Raw genomic sequence first — 19,865 nt, 5'->3', positions numbered from 1 at the left:
CACGCCGTGCCCCTGACAAGCGCTGTGGGGAGTATTCGGCCGACCGGACAGCCGGCACAAGGGCGCCTTTCGGCCGTCACCCCTTGAACGAAGTGTCAGAATTGGCCACTGCGAGCCGGTCGCGGAGCGGATTCCGTTCCCCTGCCCCGATCGCGACGCCGAGCCTGTTCCCCGGCGGCGGGAAGGGGCAGAGGAAGTGGTCGGCGAAGGCACACGGCGGCAGCACGACCCGGTTGAGGTCGACCGTCGTAAGGCCCTCGGCGTCGGGCGCCGCCGTGTACAGGAACCGGAACCGGTAACTGCCGTTCCCGCTGGTCGCGTCGGCGAACACCGCCCACAGCGAGCCGTCGCCCCGCACCGTGACCTGAAGGGTGTGCTCTCGTCCGTCGAGCACGAACGCCAGCTCCCCGCCGAGGGCCAGACCCCGCTCGCGGCCGTCCGCGTTCTCCACCCGCACGGTGCGCCGCGCGTCATAGGGGGTGAAGCGCCCCGGTACCGACCAGCGCGGATCGTACGGTGTGGCGTCGATGCCCCCGAACGCCCGGCGCGCCGGTGCGGCGGGGTCGTGGTCGCGGACGCCCCAACTCCCCTCGCGCACCAGGACGACCAGCCGTCGCTCGCCGAAGGCGACCCGGGCCGACTCGACAAGGCCCTGGTCGGGGCCGATACGGACCGTGCCCTCCAGGGGCCGGCCGTCCACGCTCAGGCCGTCCGCCGCGGTGGCCGTGAGCGTCACGGCGGCCCCGTCCGCCACCCAGGTCCCGGGGGTGTCCGGAAGTCGCCCCTCCGGATGGTCCTCGATCCAGTGTGTGCCGAGGAGCGAGAGCGGCCCGTAAGGACCCGCCACCGACTCGACACGGTCTTCGTGCCACCGCTTCCACGCGTCGGACGCGTCCGTGGTCATCCGGTCATTCCTTCCCTGCGGGGGCCGGGAGCCCCAGGTGTGAGCGCAACGTGGTCCCCTCGTACTCCGTCCGGAACGCGCCACGCTCCTGGAGCAGCGGCACCACCCGGTCCACGAACTCGTCGAGCCCGCCGGGCGTGAGGTGCGGTACGAGGATGAAACCGTCGGCGGCGTCGTGCCGGACGAAGGCGTGCAGTTCGGCCGCGACCGCCTCCGGGGTGCCGACGAAGGACTGCCGGCCGCTCGCCTCGATCACGGTCTCCCGGATCGACAGCCCCTTCTCCTTCGACAGCGCGCGCCACTTCTCGGCGATCGCGACGTTGTCACCGCGCCGGGTGCGCCCCTGGGTGATCGTCGAGTCGGCCACCGGATCGGTCTCGGGCAGCGGTCCGTCGGGGTCGTAGGAGGACAGGTCGACGCCCCAGATCTGTTCCAGCGTGAGGATCGCGTTCTGCGGCGAGACTTGTTGCCGCCGGATCTCCGCCGCTTTCTCCTGCGCCTCGGCCGGGCTGTCGCCGAGGACGACGGTGACGCCGGGCATGATCCTCAGCTCGTCGGGGGTACGGCCGTACTTGGCGAGGCGCCTTTTCACATCGGCGTAGAAGGACCGGCCCGCCTCCAGCGAACCGTGTCTGGTGAAGATGACGTCCGCCGTGGAGGCGGCGAACTCCCGCCCCTCCTCCGAGTCCCCGGCCTGGATCACGACCGGGTGCCCCTGCGGGGAGCGCGGCAGGGTGAACTCGCCCGCGATGTCGAAGTGGTGCCCCCGGTGCGCGAACGGCCGGGGCACCCCGTCCGGGGTCCAGGAGTTCCACAGCTCCCGCGCGGTGGCGACGAACTCGCCGGCCCGGGTGTAGCGGTCGGCCCGGTCCAGGAAGCCGCCGCGCCGGAAGTTCTCCCTGGTGAAGGCGTCGGAGGAGGTCACCACGTTCCAGGCCGCCCGGCCGCCGCTCAGGTGGTCCAGCGTGGCGAATCTGCGGGCGACCTCGTACGGCTCGTTGAAGGTGGCGTTGACCGTGGCGGCGAGACCGAGCCGCTCGGTGACGGCGGCGAGCGCGTTCAGCACGGTGATCGACTCGGGCCGCCCGGCCACGTCCAGATCATGGATACGGCCCTTGTGCTCGCGCAGCCGCAGCCCCTCGGCGAGGAAGAAGAAGTCGAACAGTCCGCGCTCGGCGGTGCGGGCGAGATGCTCGAAGGAGGAGAACTCGATCTGCGAACGCGACTCCGGATCGGCCCACACCGTGGTGTTGTTGACGCCGGGGAAGTACGCGGCGAGATGGATCTCCTTGCGCGGTCGTGCGGTCATGACGTGCCCCCTGCCTGGGCGTACTGGTTGGCGGGCTTGGCGAGGCCCAGGTGGCCGCGGAGCGTGCTGCCCGGGTAGAAGGTGCGGAACAGCCCGCGGTGCTGGAGCAGCGCCACCGTCCCGTTGACCAGTCGCTCCAGGTCGCGGCGGGGCTCGACGGGCCGGAGGTGGAAGCCGTCGGTGGTGCCGTCCGTGTGCCAGGTGGCGATCAGCTCGGCGAGGTCGACGGGGCCGCCCCGGTACAGCGGGCCCTGCGGGGTCTGCCGCGGGCCGCCTCCGCCGTGGCCGGGCTCGGCCGCGTGCTCGCCGCCGCCGAGGTCCACGAGAAGGCTCACCAGCACCCGCAGGGTGTCCGGGTCCCGCCCCGACTCGGCCGCGAGGGACCGCAGTTGTTCCCGTACGGCGCGGGCCTGCGCGGCACTCGTGGCGCTGACGAGCGCGACGTCGGCGTACCGGGCGGCGGTGTGCCGGACGTGTCCCTCGGTGGCGTCGACGACCCGCACCGGGTGGCCCTGCGGAGGGCGGGGCACGATCGACGGACCGCGGACCGAGAAGGCCGAGCCGGTGAAGTCGACGTGGTGCAGCTTGTCGCGGTCGAGGAAACGTCCGCTCGCCACGTCCCGTATCTCGGCGTCGTCCTCCCAGCTGTCCCACAACTTCGCTGCCACGTCGGCGACTTCACCGGCCTCCTGCCACAGCGCGTCCAGGGGTGCGGCGTGCCGGCGCCCGAAGAGGCGGGCCTCTCCCTCGGTGGAGGACACCTCGACACGCCAGCCGGCCCGGCCCCGGCTGACCCAGTCGAGGGTCGCGACGGCCGCCTGGACGTGGAAGGGCTCGGTGTGGGTGGTGGTGACGGTCGGGACGAGACCGACGCGTCGCGTGGCGGGCGCCACGCGGGACAGCACGGCGAGCGCGTCGGGCCCGGGACGGGCGAAGGTGTCGTCAAGGGTCACGAAGTCGAGGCCACCGCGTTCGGCGAGCCGTGCCGCCTCGACATAGGGTTCGGCGTCGAAGACCGACGGCTGATCGAGTGCGGCGGCCAGGTGCAACAGGCCCCGGCCGTGCGATGAGGGCATGCGGAAACCTTTCTACGGTGGACCGTTCAGAGGACCTTGGATCAGAGGACCTTGGATCAGAGGACCTTGGAGAGGAACGCCCGCGTTCGCGCCTCCCGCGGGGCGTCCAGAACCTCACCGGGCGTGCCCTGCTCGACGATCCGCCCTTCGTCCATGAAGACGACCGTGTCCGCGACCTCGCGCGCGAACCCGATCTCGTGGGTGACGACGATCATCGTGGTGCCCTGCCGGGCCAGGTCCTTGATGACGTCGAGGACCTCGCCGACCAGCTCAGGATCGAGCGCGGAGGTCGGCTCGTCGAACAGCAGCAGCTTCGGTTCGAGGGCGAGCGCGCGGGCGATGGCGACCCGCTGCTGCTGCCCGCCGGACAGCTGCCGCGGGTAGGCGTCCGCCTTGTCTGCGAGCCCCACCCGGGCCAGCAGCCGGCGTGCGCCGTCCACCGCTTCCGCGCGGGGCCGCCGCAGCGCGGACACCGGCGCCTCGATGATGTTGTCCAGCACGGTGAGGTGCGGGAACAGGTTGAAGTTCTGGAAGACGAAGCCGATCCGGGTGCGCTGCTTCAGTACCTCGCGCTCGCGCAGCTCGTGCAGCTTGTCCCCGGCACGCCGGTAGCCGACCAGGGCTCCGTCCACCGTGATCGCGCCCCGGTCCACCTTCTCCAGGTGGTTGATGGTGCGCAGCAGCGTGGACTTGCCGGAGCCGGAGGGCCCCAGGATCACGGTGACCTCCCCGGCCCCCACCGCGAGGTCGATGCCCTTGAGGACCTCCAGCGGCCCGAAGCTCTTGTGGACGGACCTGATGTCGACCATGACGCTCATCGCGTGCATCCCTCGCTGACGATGGAGAAGGTGAGAGAAAAAGGGGTGGAGTGGGGGCGGTTCACGCGGCGGCGCGCCAGGCCAGGTCCCGCAGGAACTCCAGCGCGGCCCGCGCGGTGGCGTCGTTCTGCCGGAACGCCGGGCCACCGGTGCGCGGCCGGGTGAAGGCGCCCGGCGTACGGCCGTCGGTGAAGGGCCCGAGCGCGAAGCGCCGGGGGTGCGGCCGTCCGTCCCGGTCCAGGATCCGACCGTCGGCGGGGTCCACGCGCAGCAGTCCGTCCGGGGTCTCGGCGGCCCCGTCGGCGTGCAGCCGGCGCAGCAGCGGATCGCGGGCGTGACGGACCGTGGGCTCGGGCAGCCGCGCCTCGACCAGCGCCCGGGCCTGAACGACATGGCCGGGCACGGTCGGGCTCGACGCCCGGAAGACCCCGTCCTGCGCGGTGACGGTCATGTCGGCGCCGACGAACTTCAGCAGGCCGGCCCGGGACAGTGCGAGCATCTGCCGCAGCCGGGGCCCGGGCGGCCCGGAGGCGACGTAGCTGAAGAAGCCGTGCCACCAGGAGCCGATGGCGCCGAGCCGGACCAGTTGCCCGTAGACGGACAGCAGCGCGAAGAACACCGACAGGTCGGCACTGTGCGCGGGGTCGTGCCGGCGGTTCAGGTCGTCCTCGACATGACCGCGCAGCCCGTCCTGGAACTCCTCGTGCGTCGCGTACCGCACCCCGTCCAGCGGACGGTCGAGCGCGGCGAGGTCGAGCCGGTCACGCGGATCCGGCACGGCCGCCGCCACCAGTACCTCGCGCTCGGCGGGCGCGGCGGCCGCGTACTTCTCCTCGAAGGCGGCCCGGTCCATGGAGGTCCGCTCGGGATGGGCGGTGAACAGCCGATGGTAGTGCGCGAACCCCAGCTCCTTCTCCACCAGCGGCCACACGTCCCGCCGGAAGTCGAGCCCGTCCGGCCGGGCGAGCAGCGCGTCGACCTCGGCGGGCCCGAAGAACCTGGGCAGCGGCGGCCGTTCGCCGCTGAGGTCGTAGCCGATCTTCGAGTGGTACGGCACCCCGCGCCGCGACCCGACGTGGAGGACCGGCTCGCGTCCCGAGGGAACGTAGGTGTCGCCCTCGTACCGCCCGCCCCGGCCCTCGGTGAGCAGCACCATCAGGTCGACGAAGGCGAGCCCGAAGCCGCGTACCAGGACGGGTTCGCCGGCGCCGAGCGCGGACAGGTCGCTGTCGGCGGTGAAGTCCGGCGGGAGGTGGACCAGGTCGTGACCACGCGCGTACGCGGCCAGCTCACGTTGCTCGTCGTCGAGTTCGGCGTCCAGGTGTCCGAGCGCGAGGACGACCAGGTCGGCGTGGAGCGGACGGGGGCGGCCCTCCAGCCACACCTGTTGCCGGCCCTCGCTCGCTCCGCTGACGCGCAGGGCGCGCCGGGGATGGTGGTGGACGGTGACGCCCTCGGGCAGGGCCGCCACGGCCTGTTCGTGGACCCAGCGCAGATACGCGCCCTGTGTCTGCCGGTCGGCGAAGAGGCGTCCGTCGACGCCGGCCCACTCGTGCAGCGAGGGCCCCTCGCGCACGGGCCCGGTCATGTTCACCGACGTGTCGGTGAACATGGTGATGTCCTCGGCGTGCGAGTTCATCCACAGCAGCGGCGACTGCGCCGCGCGCCAGATCCGTCCGGCGCCCGGCGGATAGGGGTCGACCAGATGGATGTCGAGGCCCGGACCCGCGTACAGCTCGGGGGCGTTGGCGGCGATCCGCTCGATGAGTCCGGTCCCCCGCGGCCCGGCTCCGACGATCACCAGCGAGCCCCTCATCGGGTGCGCCCCGCACCGCGCGCGAAGTGCCGCTCCACGTAGTACTGGCCGACGCCGAGCACCGAGGTGACGACGGTGTACCAGATCGTGGCGACCATCAGCAGCGGGATGACCTGGTAGGTGCGGTGGTAGATCAGCTGCGCGGAGAAGAGCAGGTCGCTCACGGCGATGACGCTGACGATGGAGGTGCCCTTGAGGGTGCCGATCAGCATGTTCGCGGCGGGCGGCACGATGGAGCGCATCGCCTGCGGAAGAACGATGCGCCACCAGCGGCGCCACCGGCTCAGACCGAGCGCCTGTGCGGCTTCGATCTGGCCCCGGTCGACGGAGAGGATGCCGGCCCGCACGACCTCGGCGGCGTAGGCGGCCTCGTGCAGCGTCAGTCCGATGACGGCGACGGTCACCGGACCGAGCAGGTCGACCGTCTTCACACCGAGGATCTGCGGGTACAGCGCCCCGATGTTGAACCACAGCAGCAGCTGCACCAGGATCGGGATCGAGCGGAACAGCCACACGTATCCCCAACTCACGGCGCGAAGCACGGGGTTGGCGGAGAGCCGGGCCGCCGCGAGCAGCGCGCCGAGAGCGAAGCCGAGGGCCATGACGACGGCGGTCAGCCAGAGGGTGAGCCACAGGCCGCGCAGGACCGAGTCGGTGGTGAGGTACTGGGCGACGACGTCCCACTGGAACGCCTCGTTACGCAGGACGGAGTTGACGGCGAACCCGAGCAGCGCGAGGACGGCGACGGCGGCCGTCCACTGTCCGTAACGGCGCTGGGGAACGATCCGGAGGATGTCCGCGGGTTCCGGCGGTGCCGGAGCGGCGGCTTTGGCGAGGGTGTCGGAGGACATATGAAGGCTCCGTGACGTGTGACGTCGACGTTGTCGAACACGGTGGATGCCTTCACACGGAGCGCGCCGTGGGCGCGGTGCGGCCGAGCCCCTCAGCAGGGCCGCTGCTCGACTCTACGGCGCTGTTCGCCGCCGCTGTCAAGGGTGTCCACGGTGTGAGCGGTACGTCTCAAGTCGGTTGACGCGGAACCGGGGACCTGTTCCACTTGCCCCATGCATCCACAGCAGTGGCTGGTCACGCGCTCCCACATCGACTTCGGTCGTGTGTGGTCCTGTTCCTGTTGAGCCCTTCGAGCTGACCTCCCTGCATGCCCCGCCGTTCCCGGCGGGCGCTTCGCGTTCCTCCCTTCGCCTTCACACGCGCACCCCTCCCCTCATCCCGCGCACCCTTTCAGCCCTCCTCTTCTCAGGAGCCGCCTCACCATGCCTCGCGCGCCCAAGCATGCCCTTTTTGCACCCTTCGCCCTGATCGCCTCGGCGACCCTGCTCCTCACCGCGTGCGGATCCGGCTCGGACGACATGGCCGGCGGCGGCACCGCGCAGGCCGCGGCCGCTTCGGGTGGGATCCCCACCACGGACGTCGTCTCCGGCATCCGGAAGGACGAGGCGGCCGCCGGGTTGCTGCCCGCCGGCACCAAGGGGCTCACGGTCGCCGTCAGCGTGGGCGGCACCCCGCCCGGCACCAGCTACCTCGACGACGGCAGGACCCTCACAGGCCAGGACGTCGACTTCACCAAGGCGGTCGCCAAGGTGCTCGGCATCAAGCTCAAGGTGGAGCAGGCCGGTTTCGAAGCGATCCTGCCGGCGCTGGACAGCGGCAAGTACGACTTCGGCGCCAGCAACTTCGGCGTCACGGACGAACGCCGCAAGACCATCGACTTCGTCACCTACATCAACGACGGTCAGGGCTTCGCCACCCGCAAGGACAGCAAGCTGACCAGGGTCACCGACCTCGCCCAGCTGTGCGGCCTGAACATCGCGACCGGGGCGGGCACGACCTTCGAGGCCACGCTGGAGGACAACAAGCACGTCTGCACGGACGCCGGCAAGAAGGAGTACAAGGTGCAGACGTACAACGAGCAGGGCGCCATCTGGTCCTCGATCCAGCAGGGCCGCAGCGATGTCGTGATGTCCACCATCAACGGCCTGCGTTACGCGGTCGCTCAGCAGCCAGGCCTGAAGTTCCTCAACGAGTACCACCGCCTGGACGTCGGCTTCGCCTTCAAGAAGGGCACGAAGCTGGCAGCGGCCTTCCAGGCGGCGGTGAACAAGCTGATCCAGGACGGGACGTACGACGAGATCCTCAAGAAGTGGGGAACGACGGGCTCGGCGATCGAGAAGTCCCAGATCTCGCCGCCGGAGCTGAAGAGCTGACAGGGAGGGAGCGCGAGCGCCCTGACGCCCCCTCAGCAGCCGTCGCAGGGGCAGCAGCAGTCGCAGCCGTCACAATCGCAGTCGCGGCAGCAGCCCTCGCGCTTCTTCCGCGACCACGGCCCCTCGTACTCCTCGGCGCAGCACAGTTTGCAGGTGCAGCACAGCAGCCAGAACATCCCGCAGCCCGCCCAGAAACCGCGCCGGCCCCGCGGCGGCTGGGGCGCGGGGCCGCCGCCGAAACCGCCGGGCCCACCGCCGTCGCCGGAGCCCCCACCGCCGTGCCCATACGGGTTGCCGCCTCCATACGGATTACCGCCCGCGTACGGGTTCCCGCCGGCGTGCGGCTGTTGCGGCTGCCCGTAGGGGCCTTGCTGCGGCGGCTGCCCGTAGGGGCCGGGCTGATGGGAGGCGCACATCGGGATCGTGCCGAAGGCCCGGTCCACCGAGCGGCGCAGTTCGTGCACGAGCAGCAGGTGGGCGAGCTTCGCGTCGGCGAACTCGGTTGCGCGCAGCGCCAGCCGGATCCCGTGCAGGGCGTCGTCGGCGAGCCGTCGGGCCTCGGCGAGCGACGTGCCGGTCGCGGTGAGCGGGTTCCACGCGCCGGACGCGGCGTCGGCGGCCTGGTCCTCCACGGCGTCCAGGAGGTGCGCGAGCCGCCCGAAGAGGCGCCCGGCCTCGGCGAGCGGCTCGGCGTTGTGCGGGCGTCCGGCGAGTACGGCGGTGTGCGCGAAGGCCGCGGCGGTCGCGGTCTCGGTCGGTTCGGTGACGGACAGGATCGGCGTGCCGAGGCCGGCGAGCGTCTCGATGCCGACCTGCCGGTCGACGGCGTCGACGAGGAGGGCGGTGTCGAACCCGACGGCCGAGCCGCCGCGGGCGCCCGCGTCTCCCCAGCCGCGCGCGACCCGGCGGGCCGCTGCCGCGACCGGACGGCGCGCCAGCAGCCCGTCACCGTCGGCGACATGGTCGCGCACCTTGGCGGAGGCGAGCACCAGGGAGACGGCCGCGGCGAGCCGCGCTCCCTCACCGTGCGCGACGGACGCGGTACGCATCCCGCGCAACGGGCACGGTCCGGCCGTCCGCCGCCACCCCTTGTCACCGCCCGCGCCGTCGGCCTGAGCCTCCGTCAGGACGGATATGAGCAGCCCGTCGTAGTTGGTCACGACCCGGGCGAGCTGCCCGTGGTCGGAGCGAAGAGCGAGACACAGGCCGCACAAATGCGCCATCCACTGAGCCTTGAGCCCTTCCCCGAGACGGTGACTGCAGGGCCTGACCATTCCGAACACGACGCCCCCCCGTGGTTCGTGCGACGTTGGACCCGCATCGTATCGGCCAATTGTCCGGTCACACGGGCCGCCCCGTTCACCCGTACGCCCCGCTCGTCACCCTTACGCCACGAGAAATCATATTTCACTCACAGTCAGCAGTTGTGTACGACAAGAGCCTTGGGGCACACGGACTCTCGACGTATCCGCTGTGCACCAGTACCGTCACAAACCCCCCGCGCGGCGTCTATCCACTTGGCGCGCCGTCCGCATCATGGATGACCATAGGGATGCGGAAAGCAAGAATGACCGCTGTGAGAGGAGGCGTCCATGGGATCGGTGCGCAAGGCGAGTGCCTGGCTTGGCCTCGTCGACGACAACGATGACGAGCGTTACTACGACGACGACTACTCCGAGGGGACCGACTCCGGGGACGCCTGGGTCACCGACCCCCGGGTGAAGGTGGCCTCGGACACGGCCGAGGAGAAGGGCCGCCGGATCGGCACGGTCACCCCGGACAGCTTCCGGGACGCCCGTGCGATCGGCGAGATGTTCCGCGAGGGCGTTCCCGTCATCATGAACCTGACGGCCATGGAGGCCGGTGACGCCAAGCGCGTCGTCGACTTCGCGGCCGGGCTGATCTTCGGCCTGCGCGGATCGATCGAGCGCGTCTCCACGCGGGTGTTCCTGCTGACCCCCGCCGACACGGAGATCGTCAACGGCGAGGCGGCCCCGCACCGGACGGACGGCTTCTTCAACCAGAGCTGAGGCAGGGCCGCTCACCGGCCCTGCCTCCGGTGAGCGCCTTGCCCAGCGTGGGTGGGAGAAAAAGGCTCAGGCGGAGACGCGGGACTCCGCGACTTCCCGGGGCGCGGGCAGCTCCACCGTGGCGGACTCGCACTGCATGACCCGCGGCAACCGCAGCGCCATCACCGCCCCCATCAGCAACAACCCCGCGCTCACCAGCAACGTCACATGCAGCCCGTGCACAAAGCACTCCCGAGCCGTCCGACGCAGGACGTCCCCGGCCGAGCCGCCGAGCTGCCCGGCGACCTCATACGCCTCCCCCAGCGAATGCGAGGCCGACCGCGACGCCGGTGCCGGCACGCCCGGCACGGACGCCAGCCCGGGCGCGTACGCCGCGTTCATCACCGTACCGAGCAGCGCGATCCCGATCCCGGCCCCGAGCTGGTACGACGTCTCCCCGATCGCCGCGGCCCCACCCGCCTGCTCCGCCGGAGCCTCGCTCAGCATCGACTCGTACGCGCCGAACAGCGTGGTCTCCAGTCCGAACCCGAGCAGCACGAACCCGGTCAGCATCAGCCCGGTGTTGTCCGACGCGCCCATCCCGGTCATCAGCAGCACCGCGACCGCCGTGAGACAGAACCCCACGCACACCATCCGCCGTGGCCCGAACCGCCGTAGCATCCGCGCCCCGGCCAGTCCCGCCGCCATCGCCGCGATGGTCAGCGGCAGCAACCGCAGCCCGGTCTCCAGCGGCGACAGTCCGAGCACCAGCTGCAGGTACTGCGCCGCGATCAGCTCCAGACCGACCAGGGCCAGCATCGCCAGCACGATGCAACCCACCGAGGTGCTGAACGCCGGTCGCCCGAACATCCGCAGGTCCACCAGCGGATGCGTCCGGCGCCGCTGACGCCGTACGAAGAGGACGAGCAGCACCGCGCCGGCCACCAGCGGCAGCACGGTGAACACACTGCCCGCCGGCTCCCCGCCGCCGAGCCGCTTCACGCCCAGCACCACACCGAACAGCCCGAGAGCCGCCATCAGCGCGCCGACGACGTCCCAGGGGCCCCGCCCGTCACCCGTCGACTCGGGCAGCAGCAGCCGGCCCACCGGCAGGCTGACCAGCATGAGCGGAATGTTGACCAGGAAGACCGAACCCCACCAGAAGTGCTCGAGCAGGAAACCGCCCAGCAGCGGCCCGACCGCCGCGCCGACCGCGGCCACCGCGCTCCAGATACCGATCGCGAGCGCCCGCTCACGCCGGTCGGGGAAGACCTGCCGGAGGATCGACAGCGTCGCGGGCATGATCATCGCGCCGCCCACGCCGAGCAGCGCCCGGGCCACGATCAGTGTCCGGGCGTCCGGCGCGAAGGCCGCGACCGCGGAGGCGACGCCGAACAGGGCGTAGCCGAGCAGCAGGACGCGTCTGCGGCCCACCTTGTCGCCGAGCGTGCCGAACAGGATCAGCAGTGAGGCGCAGACGAGTGGGTAGATGTCGACGATCCAGAGCAGTTCTATCGCGCCGGGCCGGAGGTCCTCGGTGACGGCGGGCACCGCCACGTGCAGCACGGTCGCGTCGACCGCGACCAGGAGCAGGCTCACGCAGAGGACGACGAGCACGACCCAGCGGTTGGCACCGGCCCCGGCCGCCCGGCGGCGCAGCGCGGCGGCGGCCGTGGTCGTCCCGGACATGTACGTACCTCCCAGGTGTGTCTCGCGTTCGGCGGGCTCGCGGGGTTGGGGGTTTCCCGCGACTTCGGCCGGAGAGAAGCGGTGGTCTCCGGCCCGCGCAACGAACGGCGAGTGACACATGAGCGTACGCGAGTCGGCCGCGAGGCCACGTGGCGGACCTCTCAGACTTCGGCAGAACTCGTGTGGTGTACACCACTCCTCCACCACCCCTCCGCACCCCCTTCGCCCCTCCTCTCCCGCTGCTCCACGGCGCCCGGTTCGCCCCGACGTACCGTTCGGTTTCCGGCCGGGTCGATAATCGAGCCCGTGACCGATCTTGTGACGCGCGGCGCTCCGCCCGCCGCCGGGCCCCTGCGACGGGCGGCCCCGGCGCTTCTCGGGTACGCGGCGGTGCGGGTCCTGGGGCTGCTCGTGCTGGCCCTGTGGAGCGCCGGGCGCGGCAAGAGCGCGTACACGCTGCTGACGGCCCGCTGGGACGCGCTGTGGTACGCGCGGGTCGCCGAGCGGGGGTACGGCTACGAGGTGCGGCTGCCCAACGGCGACGTGCACTCCAACCTCGCCTTCTTCCCGCTGCTGCCCTGGCTGGAGCGGGAACTGCACGCGGTGTTCCCGCTGTCGTACGCCGACGCCGGCTTCGTCGTCAGCCTGCTCGCCTCGCTCGCCGCGGCCTGGGGGATCTTCGCGGTCGCCGATCATGTGTACGGGCGCCGGGCCGGGGTGTGCGCGGTGCTGCTGTGGGCCGTGCTGCCGGTCGGGATCGTGCAGTCGATGGCGTACAGCGAGTCGCTGTTCACGGCCCTCGCGGCCTGGGCGCTGTACGCCGTACTCACCGGGCGCTGGGTGACCGCGGGGCTGCTGGCGTCGCTGTGCGGGCTGACGCGGCCGGTGGGGCTCGCGGTGGTCGCGGGGGTGTGGGCGGCGGGCGTCGCCGCGTTCGCGCGGGACCGGGAGACAGGGGTACGACAGGCCTGGCGGCGCGTTCTCGGCCTCCTCCTCGCGCCCCTCGGCGCCGCCGGATACGTCCTGTGGGTCGGCCACCGCACCGGCGGGGGCCCGCTGGGCTATCTCGACGTCCAGGCGGGCTGGCGCAACGGCTTCGACGGCGGTTACGCCTTCGCCCGCTTCGTCGCCGACAAGTTCACGTCGTTCCCGGGCGCCCTGGCCGGCCTGGGACTGATCGTCGGCGTCGGCCTGGTGGTGTGGCTCTACGTCGTCTGCGTGCGGCAGGGCCAGCCGCTTCCGCTCCTGGTCTACGCGGGCGTCGTCACCGGGCTCGCGCTGTGCGCGTCGAGCTACTTCGGCTCGAAACCGCGGCTGCTGCTGCCCGGCTTCCCCCTGCTGCTGCCTCTCGCGCTCGCCCTCTCCCGACTGCGTACGCCCAGGTCAGCGCTGGTGCTGGGGTCCGTCGCGGTGGCGTCGGCGGTGTACGGGGCGCTGTGGCTGAACGGCTCCGGACCGCCGTGAGCGTCCATGATCGAGCGGATAATTCCAGCCCATGATTCGGTGAACTAATTCATAAGGTAGCCAAAACTACTCCCACAGAATGATCAAAGGAATTGAAGGGAGTAGCGTTCCAGCATTGTGGATTCATCGGAATTTAAGCTGCCGCTGAGAGCAATCCCACATCACATCGTCATCACAAACCCGTGGATTCGCCCGGGAACTGAGCTCACTCGCTGTAACGTCGATTGGGTGCGTACCGAACGAATCCTCACCCGTCTGGACCGGGTGTTCGCGAGACTGGACCGGGAGTCCGAACGACCGGCACACATCGATGTGCCGCGGATGAGCCGGCACCGGGTCGCGCTGTTCGCCGGGACTCTGTCCTTCTACCTGGCGATCGTGTGGCTCGTGGTCATCACCTCGTGGCTGGTCCGTCTCGACTGGCAGGTCATGTTCTTCCGGCCGTACCAGCAGTGGTCCGGGATCCACTGGTTCGTCGACTACTACGTGGTCCTCGGCCAGCGCGGACCGACCGCCGTGATGGTCGCCGCATGGCTGGGCTGGCGCTCCTGGCGGCAGCACACGATCCGCCCGCTGCTGACCCTGGGCGCGTCGCTGTTGCTGCTGAACCTCACGGTCGGCGCGGCCAAGATCGGCATGGGCCGTCTCGGCCCGCACTACGCGACCACCATCGGCTCGAACGAGATGGGCCTGGGCGGCGATATATTTCCCAGCGGCCACACCGCCAACGCCGTGGTGACCTGGGGCATCCTGGCCTATCTGGCCTCCACCCCGAGAGCGCGCCGCTGGCTGTCCGCCCTGTCCGCGGTGACCTCGCTCGGCGTCGGGATGGCCACCGTCTACCTCGGTACGCACTGGCTGAGCGACGTCCTGCTGGGCTGGGCCGCGGGTCTGCTGGTCCTGCTGGCGCTGCCGTGGTGCGAACCGCTGATCGCCCGTGCCGAAACCGGGATCCTCGACCTGCGCGACCGCTGGCGCACCCGCCACACCGGTACGGCGCCACTGCCGGCGCCGGCCACGCCGGTCGCCGCGCCGATACTGCTCAAGCAGCGTCCCGCGGCCGAAGGGGAGGCCCCGGCGGCCCGCGACACGAGCACCGCGGCGCGCGAGAGCGGCACTCCCGCCCGCTCACCCCGAGCGCCCATCTACCTCGCGCCGGGCCCGCACGGCGCACGCTCGGAGCGCACGCCGGTCACGCCGGCCGGCAGCCGTCGGCCGCCGCACCCCGACCGCCTCCCGCGCGGCACGGCCGCCTCGACGGCCCGCCCCCTCACGGGCGGCTGACCGGCCCCCACGACCGCGGGGCCGGTACGCACAGCCCTCCCCGCACCTCGAAGGCCCCGGCTCCTGGAAACAGGAGCCGGGGCCTTCGTGTCGGATGCCTCAGCCCTTCCACGCCCGCGCCACGCGACCGTCCTTCACCTCGAAGTTCAGCCGCCCCACGCGGTACTCCATGGTGATGACCGTCCCCGGCGGCAGCGCGCGCACCGTCGACCACCCCCGCTCGCGCGCGAGTTGCTCGGCCCGCGCGGCGTCGAGGCCGACATATCCGTCCGGATCGTCCTGGGGTTCCGCTGGAGGAGTGGGAATCGGTGCCATGCCGCCACGCTAGGCCGTGGCCGCCGACCGGGGAAGTCGGGCAGGCGTTCTGGATCACTCCGGTCACACTTCTGTCACAGGACCACGACACACGTTTTGGCCCGACTCCGTCACACGTACGAGCGGTTCTGTATGCCTTCCGCGCGCTTTCGCGCGTAATTCCCGCGTGTTGCGACAGCCTGCCGAATAACCGGGCGGAAAGTTCCCGGAGAACCGTCCCCGGGCCCCGCTCCATTCCCTTTCCGCGCATGATCGTCCAAGCTGACGCCGCATAGGAAATACACGGATCCGCCACGAAACCTCCGTATACCCCTGTCGCTCCGCGCGGTGGTGCGCGCATCATGGCGGGAGCTCGCGTCGTCGCGTGCGGCGCGGGTACTGCGGACCCGGGGCGCGACGAGCGAAGGGGCGAGCAAGCGATGGGGACGGAGACCGTACAGGCGGCCGGACGACCCGTGCGGGGCGGGCGGCACCGGGGCCGGGTGGTCATCGACTGGATGACCACGACCGACCACAAGAAGATCGGCCACCTCTATCTGATCACGTCGTTCGTGTTCTTCCTGATCGGCGGCGTGATGGCCCTGCTGATGCGGGCCGAGCTGGCCCGGCCGGGCCTGCAGATCATGGACAACCACCAGTTCAACCAGCTGTTCACCCTGCACGGCACGATCATGCTGCTGCTCTTCGCGACCCCGAGTTTCGCCGGCTTCGCCAACGAGTTGATGCCGTTGCAGATCGGCGCCCCCGACGTCGCCTTTCCCCGGCTGAACATGTTGTCGTACTGGCTGTTCCTGTTCGGCGGTCTGATCGTGCTCGGCTCGCTGCTCGTCCCGGAGGGGCCGGCCGCGTACGGCTGGTTCGCCTACGCGCCGCTCAACGACGCCGCGCACTCCCCCGGCCTCGGACCGGACCTGTGGATCATGGGGCTGGCGCTGGCCGGCTTCGGCACGATCCTCGGCGCGGTCAACTTCATCACCACGATCATCGGGATGCGCGCCCCCGGGATGACGATGTTCCGGATGCCGATCTTCACCTGGAACACCCTGTTCACGTCGATCCTGATCCTGATGGCGTTCCCGGTGCTGGCGGCGGCGCTGCTGGCACTGGAGGCGGACCGGCGCTTCGGCGCGCAGATCTTCGAGGCCGCGAACGGCGGGGCGCTGCTGTGGCAGCACCTTTTCTGGTTCTTCGGGCATCCGGAGGTCTACATCATCGCGCTGCCGTTCTTCGGCATCATCACGGAGATCATCCCGGTCTTCAGCCGCAAGCCGATCTTCGGCTATCTGACCCTGATCGGCGCGACGATGGCGATCACCGGTCTGTCGATGATCGTGTGGGCGCACCACATGTTCGCGACCGGCGCGGTGCTGCTGCCGTTCTTCTCCTTCATGTCGTTCCTGATCGCGGTGCCGACGGGCGTGAAGTTCTTCAACTGGACCGGCACCATGATCAAGGGATCGCTCTCCTTCGAGACACCCATGCTGTGGGCGGCGGGCTTCCTCGTCACGTTCCTCTTCGGCGGCCTGACGGGGGTGATCCTGGCGTCGCCGCCGATGGACTTCCACGTCACCGACTCGTACTTCGTGGTCGCGCACTTCCACTACGTCGTCTTCGGCACGGTCGTCTTCGCGATCTTCGCGGGCTGCTACTTCTGGTGGCCGAAGTTCACCGGGAGGATGCTCGACGAACGGCTCGGCAAGATCCATTTCTGGACGCTGTTCGTCGGCTTCCACACCACCTTCCTGGTGCAGCACTGGCTGGGGGCGGAGGGCATGCCGCGCCGGTACGCCGACTACCTGGCGTCGGACGGCTTCACCGCGCTCAACACCGTCTCGACGATCGGCGCCTTCCTGCTCGGCCTCTCCACGCTGCCGTTCCTCTACAACGTCTGGAAGACCGCCCGCTACGGCGAGAAGGTCGACGTCGACGACCCGTGGGGCTTCGGCCGCTCCCTGGAGTGGGCGACGTCCTGCCCGCCGCCCCGGCACAACTTCACGACGCTGCCCCGGATCCGCTCCGAGTCCCCGGCGTTCGACCTGCACCATCCCGAGTACGCGGGTCAGGCTCCGCAGCCCGAGCCAAAGCGGCATCAAGCCGGTTCCGGACCGTCCTGATCACGTCGAGGAGCTCGACGGGCTCCAGCACCTCGAACGGCAGACCCATCATCATCACGTGGATCACCATCACGTCGAGGCTCCCGGCCCCGGTCCGCAGGATGCAGGCGTCCTCGCCGTCGGCCTCCAGGGTCCCGGCGGACGGGGAGATGCGCTCGGCGGCCTCCACCAGGGGCACCAGCAGCCGGACGACCGCGTGCTCGGCGTACGCGCGCGTGGAAACGCCCTTCGAGACGTACGCGGCGAGGTTCTCGGCGGGCGGTTCGCGCGGGACGAAGCGCGGGCCGTGCGGCGGCCTGGGCGAGATGCGGTCCACGCGGAACGTACGCCAGTCCTCGCGGTCGAGGTCCCAGGCGACCAGGTACCAGCGGCGCTCGGTGCACACCAGACGGTGCGGTTCGACGGTGCGGCGGGTGGCGGCGCCGCCGTGGTCGCGGTACTCGAAGCGCAGCCGCTCGGCGTCGCGGCAGAGGTGGGCCAGCTCGGTCAGGACGGCGGGGTCGACATGGGAGGGCAGGGTGTTGTGCAGCATGGGCACGGTGAAGGCGTTCAGGGCGCCCACGCGATGGCGCAGCCGGCCCGGCAGCACCTGCTCCAGCTTGGCCAGCGCGCGGACCGAGGTCTCGCCGATGCCGTCGATGCCCTGTCCGGCGGCCGTGCGCAGGCCGACGGCGACGGCGACCGCCTCGTCGTCGTCCAGCAGCAGCGGCGGCAGCTCGGCCCCCGCGCCCAGTTGGTAGCCGCCGCCCGAGCCGGGGCTGGCGTTGACGGGGTAGCCCAGCTCGCGCAGCCGGTCCACGTCCCGGCGTACCGTGCGCGCGGTGACGCCGAGCCGTTCGGCGAGTTGGGCGCCGGACCACTCGCGGTGGGCCTGGAGCAGTGAGAGCAGGCGCAGCAGTCGTGCGGAGGTCTCCAGCATGGGGCGAGTCTGCCAGTGATCGCGGACAGGCAGTGTCCTCGATCATGTGCCGATCGTCAGGGCTCGTACGCCAGTTGCGGCACGTCGAAGCAGGTGCTGTTCATGTCCCCCTGCGACACCCATCCCGCGCCGTCCCGCCACCGCGCCACCGACAGACACGTCCTACGGCTCTTGGGAGGCTCGTGAAGCCGTTCGAACCGTACGGGGATCAGCAGCCCGTCGGCCGTGAAGCCGTCGCTGCGGTTCATGTAGGCGTCGACACACGCGCGCGTGATGCCCGTGCGCGCGCAGGACCGCGCCGCGTCGGTGAACCACATCGCCGCCGCCCAGCCCTCCAGCTGCCACTGCGAGTGCGTCGGCAGTTTCCTGGTGGCGTCCCGGAACTCCCGTACGGCGGGGTGGGAGGTGTCCGTGTCGTCGTAGTTGCGGCTCGATCCGGTGGCCCACAGGGCGTTGCGGCAGCGCGGGGAGTCCTGGTAGTCGTCGGGGACGGTGGACGTCCAGTTCTGCACGTTCGTCACCTTGGCGATGACATCGACGCCGGCCTCGTCCATCGCCTCGCACAGCTGGGCGTTGCCGTGCGTGTCGAGGGCGTCGAGGACGAGGTCGGCGCCACGCTCCTTGAGGTCGGCGGCGACCGCGCGGAAGTTGGGCAGCGCGAAGTCGACCTCCTCGCTGACGACCTGATAGCCCTCGGTCTTCAGGCCCCGCTCGACGAGCCGGGCGTAGGCGGCGGACGCGGACTGGTTGTAGGAGACGACGGCGGCCGTGCGGGCGCCCTTCTCCCGCTTGAAGTAGCGGTAGACCTCGGTGCCTCCGTACAGCTCGCCTCCCCAGCCGGGGGTGCCGTCGCGGGGCGCGAGGCTGCCGTAGATGCCGTAGAGGTGCGGGTAGGTGTCGTAGGCGGCGCCGATGGGCTGGCCGCCGATGTCGGGCACGCGCGCGTGGGAGACGCGGGGCGCGCCCGCGTAGTCGAGGGCCGTGGTGGCGACCAGGGCGACGACCTTGTCCTCGTCGATCAGCCGGTGCACGCAGTCGTTGTTGCCGACGCCGCTGCCGCCGTCGTCGCACAGCCGCACCTCGACGCGCCGGCCGTCGATGCCCCCGCGCGCGTTGAGGCGGTCGAACCAGGCCTCCGCTCCGTCCCGGGTCCCGGTGAAGGCGGCGCCGCCGACCGGGCTGGTGGCGCTGGTGATGACGCCGACCCGGACGGCCGGCGTGCTCTGCGCGGGCACGCGCGTGTGGTCCTCGAAGTCACGCTCCGGCAGGCGGCTGCCGCACGCGGTGCCCAGGACGAGCAGCAGCGCCGCGACCGCCGTCTCAGCAGCCCGGCACCGGCGACCGCGACGCATCGCCGCTCATCTGGATCAGCGCGCACAGCACCCTGACGGACACCTTCCAGGTGCCGTCCTCGTCGACGGACGTACCCGAGGCGTTCGGCAGGGCGGTGGCGCCCTTCAGCAACAGCGTGTACGTCACGTTCGCCCCGGTCGCCGAGGTGAACTCCACCTTCTCGACCTTCGCCTGCACCTGTGCGCCGCGCTCGTCTCCGCTGAACGCCCGGAGCACCGGCCCCATCCGGTCGCCGTGCTCCAGCAGGTTCTGCTTCTCCTCCAGCGACGTCTTGGGGTCGAAGAACTTCTCCCAGTTCTGCTTGATCTCCTGCTCGGCCGCGGCCGGGTCGGCCGGCGCGGTGGCCGCGGGCGCGGAGGTCGTCCTGCTGGGCGTCTTCTCGCTGCTGCCGCCGTTGTAGTCGCTGCAAGCCACCAGGGCCGGGGCGAGGAGGAGGGCCAGGGCGGCCGCAAGGGCCGTCCCCCGTCCCGCCGCCCGTGGGCCGCTCCCCCGCCGTGCGTTCCCCCGCCTGAGGTCGCTCCCGAGAACCATCTGGCTCACCACCGGGTGTCGGTCCGGGCGATGAGCGCC

Annotated in this window: 16 protein-coding genes and 1 pseudogene; 5 read left to right on the top strand and 12 right to left on the bottom strand. The window is 71.0% G+C overall.

Annotated features, from left to right (window positions below):
* Positions 1-76: 76 nt before the first annotated feature.
* From IG99_RS05310 to IG99_RS05285, 6 genes are all read right to left on the bottom strand, one after another.
* On the bottom strand, positions 77-904 hold the full coding sequence (locus IG99_RS05310; RefSeq protein WP_051864946.1) for a DUF1684 domain-containing protein: 828 nt from the start codon (positions 902-904) through the stop codon (positions 77-79).
* A gap of 4 nt (positions 905-908) precedes the next feature.
* Positions 909-2,213 carry an NtaA/DmoA family FMN-dependent monooxygenase gene (locus tag IG99_RS05305; RefSeq protein WP_037670356.1) on the bottom strand — a complete coding sequence of 435 codons (1,305 nt, stop codon included), beginning with the start codon at positions 2,211-2,213 and terminating at the stop codon, positions 909-911.
* The gene (locus tag IG99_RS05300) at positions 2,210-3,289 is read right to left on the bottom strand and encodes an LLM class flavin-dependent oxidoreductase (protein WP_037670354.1); all 1,080 of its coding nucleotides are present in this window, start codon (positions 3,287-3,289) and stop codon (positions 2,210-2,212) included. The genes IG99_RS05305 and IG99_RS05300 overlap by 4 nt, the downstream gene beginning before the upstream one ends.
* 56 nt (positions 3,290-3,345) lie before the next feature.
* The gene (locus IG99_RS05295) at positions 3,346-4,107 is read right to left on the bottom strand and encodes an amino acid ABC transporter ATP-binding protein (protein ID WP_037670352.1); all 762 of its coding nucleotides are present in this window, start codon (positions 4,105-4,107) and stop codon (positions 3,346-3,348) included.
* 61 nt (positions 4,108-4,168) lie between these two features.
* Entirely contained in the window at positions 4,169-5,923 is a 1,755-nt protein-coding gene (locus IG99_RS05290; RefSeq protein ID WP_037670350.1) for an FAD/NAD(P)-binding protein, read from the bottom strand.
* Positions 5,920-6,774 (bottom strand): amino acid ABC transporter permease, encoded by an 855-nt coding sequence (locus IG99_RS05285; RefSeq protein ID WP_037670349.1) that lies wholly within the window; start codon positions 6,772-6,774, stop codon positions 5,920-5,922. The genes IG99_RS05290 and IG99_RS05285 overlap by 4 nt, the downstream gene beginning before the upstream one ends.
* A gap of 423 nt (positions 6,775-7,197) precedes the next feature.
* On the opposite strand from IG99_RS05285, the gene IG99_RS05280 reads away from it, so the two are divergent.
* Positions 7,198-8,148: an ABC transporter substrate-binding protein gene (locus tag IG99_RS05280; protein ID WP_037670347.1), complete on the top strand. Its 951-nt coding sequence runs from the start codon at positions 7,198-7,200 to the stop codon at positions 8,146-8,148.
* A gap of 32 nt (positions 8,149-8,180) precedes the next feature.
* Here IG99_RS05280 and IG99_RS05275 read toward each other — a convergent pair whose 3' ends face one another.
* Complete coding sequence (locus IG99_RS05275) at positions 8,181-9,431, bottom strand: DUF5685 family protein (RefSeq protein WP_199815455.1); 1,251 nt, start codon at positions 9,429-9,431, stop codon at positions 8,181-8,183.
* A gap of 309 nt (positions 9,432-9,740) precedes the next feature.
* On the opposite strand from IG99_RS05275, the gene IG99_RS05270 reads away from it, so the two are divergent.
* Positions 9,741-10,178 carry a cell division protein SepF gene (locus IG99_RS05270; protein WP_037670344.1) on the top strand — a complete coding sequence of 146 codons (438 nt, stop codon included), beginning with the start codon at positions 9,741-9,743 and terminating at the stop codon, positions 10,176-10,178.
* Positions 10,179-10,244: 66 nt separating this feature from the next.
* Here IG99_RS05270 and IG99_RS05265 read toward each other — a convergent pair whose 3' ends face one another.
* Positions 10,245-11,846 carry an MFS transporter gene (locus IG99_RS05265; RefSeq protein WP_037670342.1) on the bottom strand — a complete coding sequence of 534 codons (1,602 nt, stop codon included), beginning with the start codon at positions 11,844-11,846 and terminating at the stop codon, positions 10,245-10,247.
* A 306-nt stretch (positions 11,847-12,152) separates the two neighbouring features.
* On the opposite strand from IG99_RS05265, the gene IG99_RS05260 reads away from it, so the two are divergent.
* Entirely contained in the window at positions 12,153-13,310 is a 1,158-nt protein-coding gene (locus tag IG99_RS05260) for a mannosyltransferase family protein (protein WP_037670340.1), read from the top strand.
* A gap of 228 nt (positions 13,311-13,538) precedes the next feature.
* Positions 13,539-14,594, top strand: coding sequence for a phosphatase PAP2 family protein (locus IG99_RS05255; protein WP_037670338.1), 1,056 nt, complete (start codon positions 13,539-13,541; stop codon positions 14,592-14,594).
* A gap of 99 nt (positions 14,595-14,693) precedes the next feature.
* Here the strand turns inward: IG99_RS05255 and IG99_RS05250 are convergent, their stop codons facing one another.
* Positions 14,694-14,909, bottom strand: coding sequence for an I78 family peptidase inhibitor (locus IG99_RS05250; protein ID WP_037670337.1), 216 nt, complete (start codon positions 14,907-14,909; stop codon positions 14,694-14,696).
* A 341-nt stretch (positions 14,910-15,250) separates the two neighbouring features.
* Here IG99_RS05250 and ctaD point away from each other — a divergent pair.
* Positions 15,251-16,903, top strand: a pseudogene (ctaD, locus tag IG99_RS05245) (aa3-type cytochrome oxidase subunit I); the annotation flags it as partial.
* Here ctaD and IG99_RS45065 read toward each other — a convergent pair.
* From IG99_RS45065 to IG99_RS05235, 3 genes are read right to left on the bottom strand one after another with little or no spacing between them, the layout of a single operon-like run.
* Positions 16,902-17,942, bottom strand: a complete 1,041-nt coding sequence (locus IG99_RS45065) for a helix-turn-helix transcriptional regulator (protein WP_078947542.1) — start codon at positions 17,940-17,942, stop codon at positions 16,902-16,904. The pseudogene ctaD and the gene IG99_RS45065 overlap by 2 nt on opposite strands.
* A gap of 56 nt (positions 17,943-17,998) precedes the next feature.
* A complete protein-coding gene (locus IG99_RS05240) occupies positions 17,999-19,294 on the bottom strand; it encodes an ABC transporter substrate-binding protein (protein WP_037670335.1) in 1,296 nt (431 codons plus the stop codon).
* Positions 19,263-19,826, bottom strand: a complete 564-nt coding sequence (locus tag IG99_RS05235; protein ID WP_037670949.1) for a hypothetical protein — start codon at positions 19,824-19,826, stop codon at positions 19,263-19,265. Before IG99_RS05235 ends, IG99_RS05240 begins: the two co-directional genes overlap by 32 nt.
* Positions 19,827-19,865 lie beyond the last annotated feature (39 nt).

Source organism: Streptomyces griseus subsp. griseus (assembly GCF_000720255.1).
In the GTDB taxonomy this organism is placed as follows: domain Bacteria; phylum Actinomycetota; class Actinomycetes; order Streptomycetales; family Streptomycetaceae; genus Streptomyces; species Streptomyces griseus_I.
The sequence above is the reverse complement of the archived record's forward strand: the minus strand, read 5'-3'. Positions and strand labels throughout refer to the sequence as shown.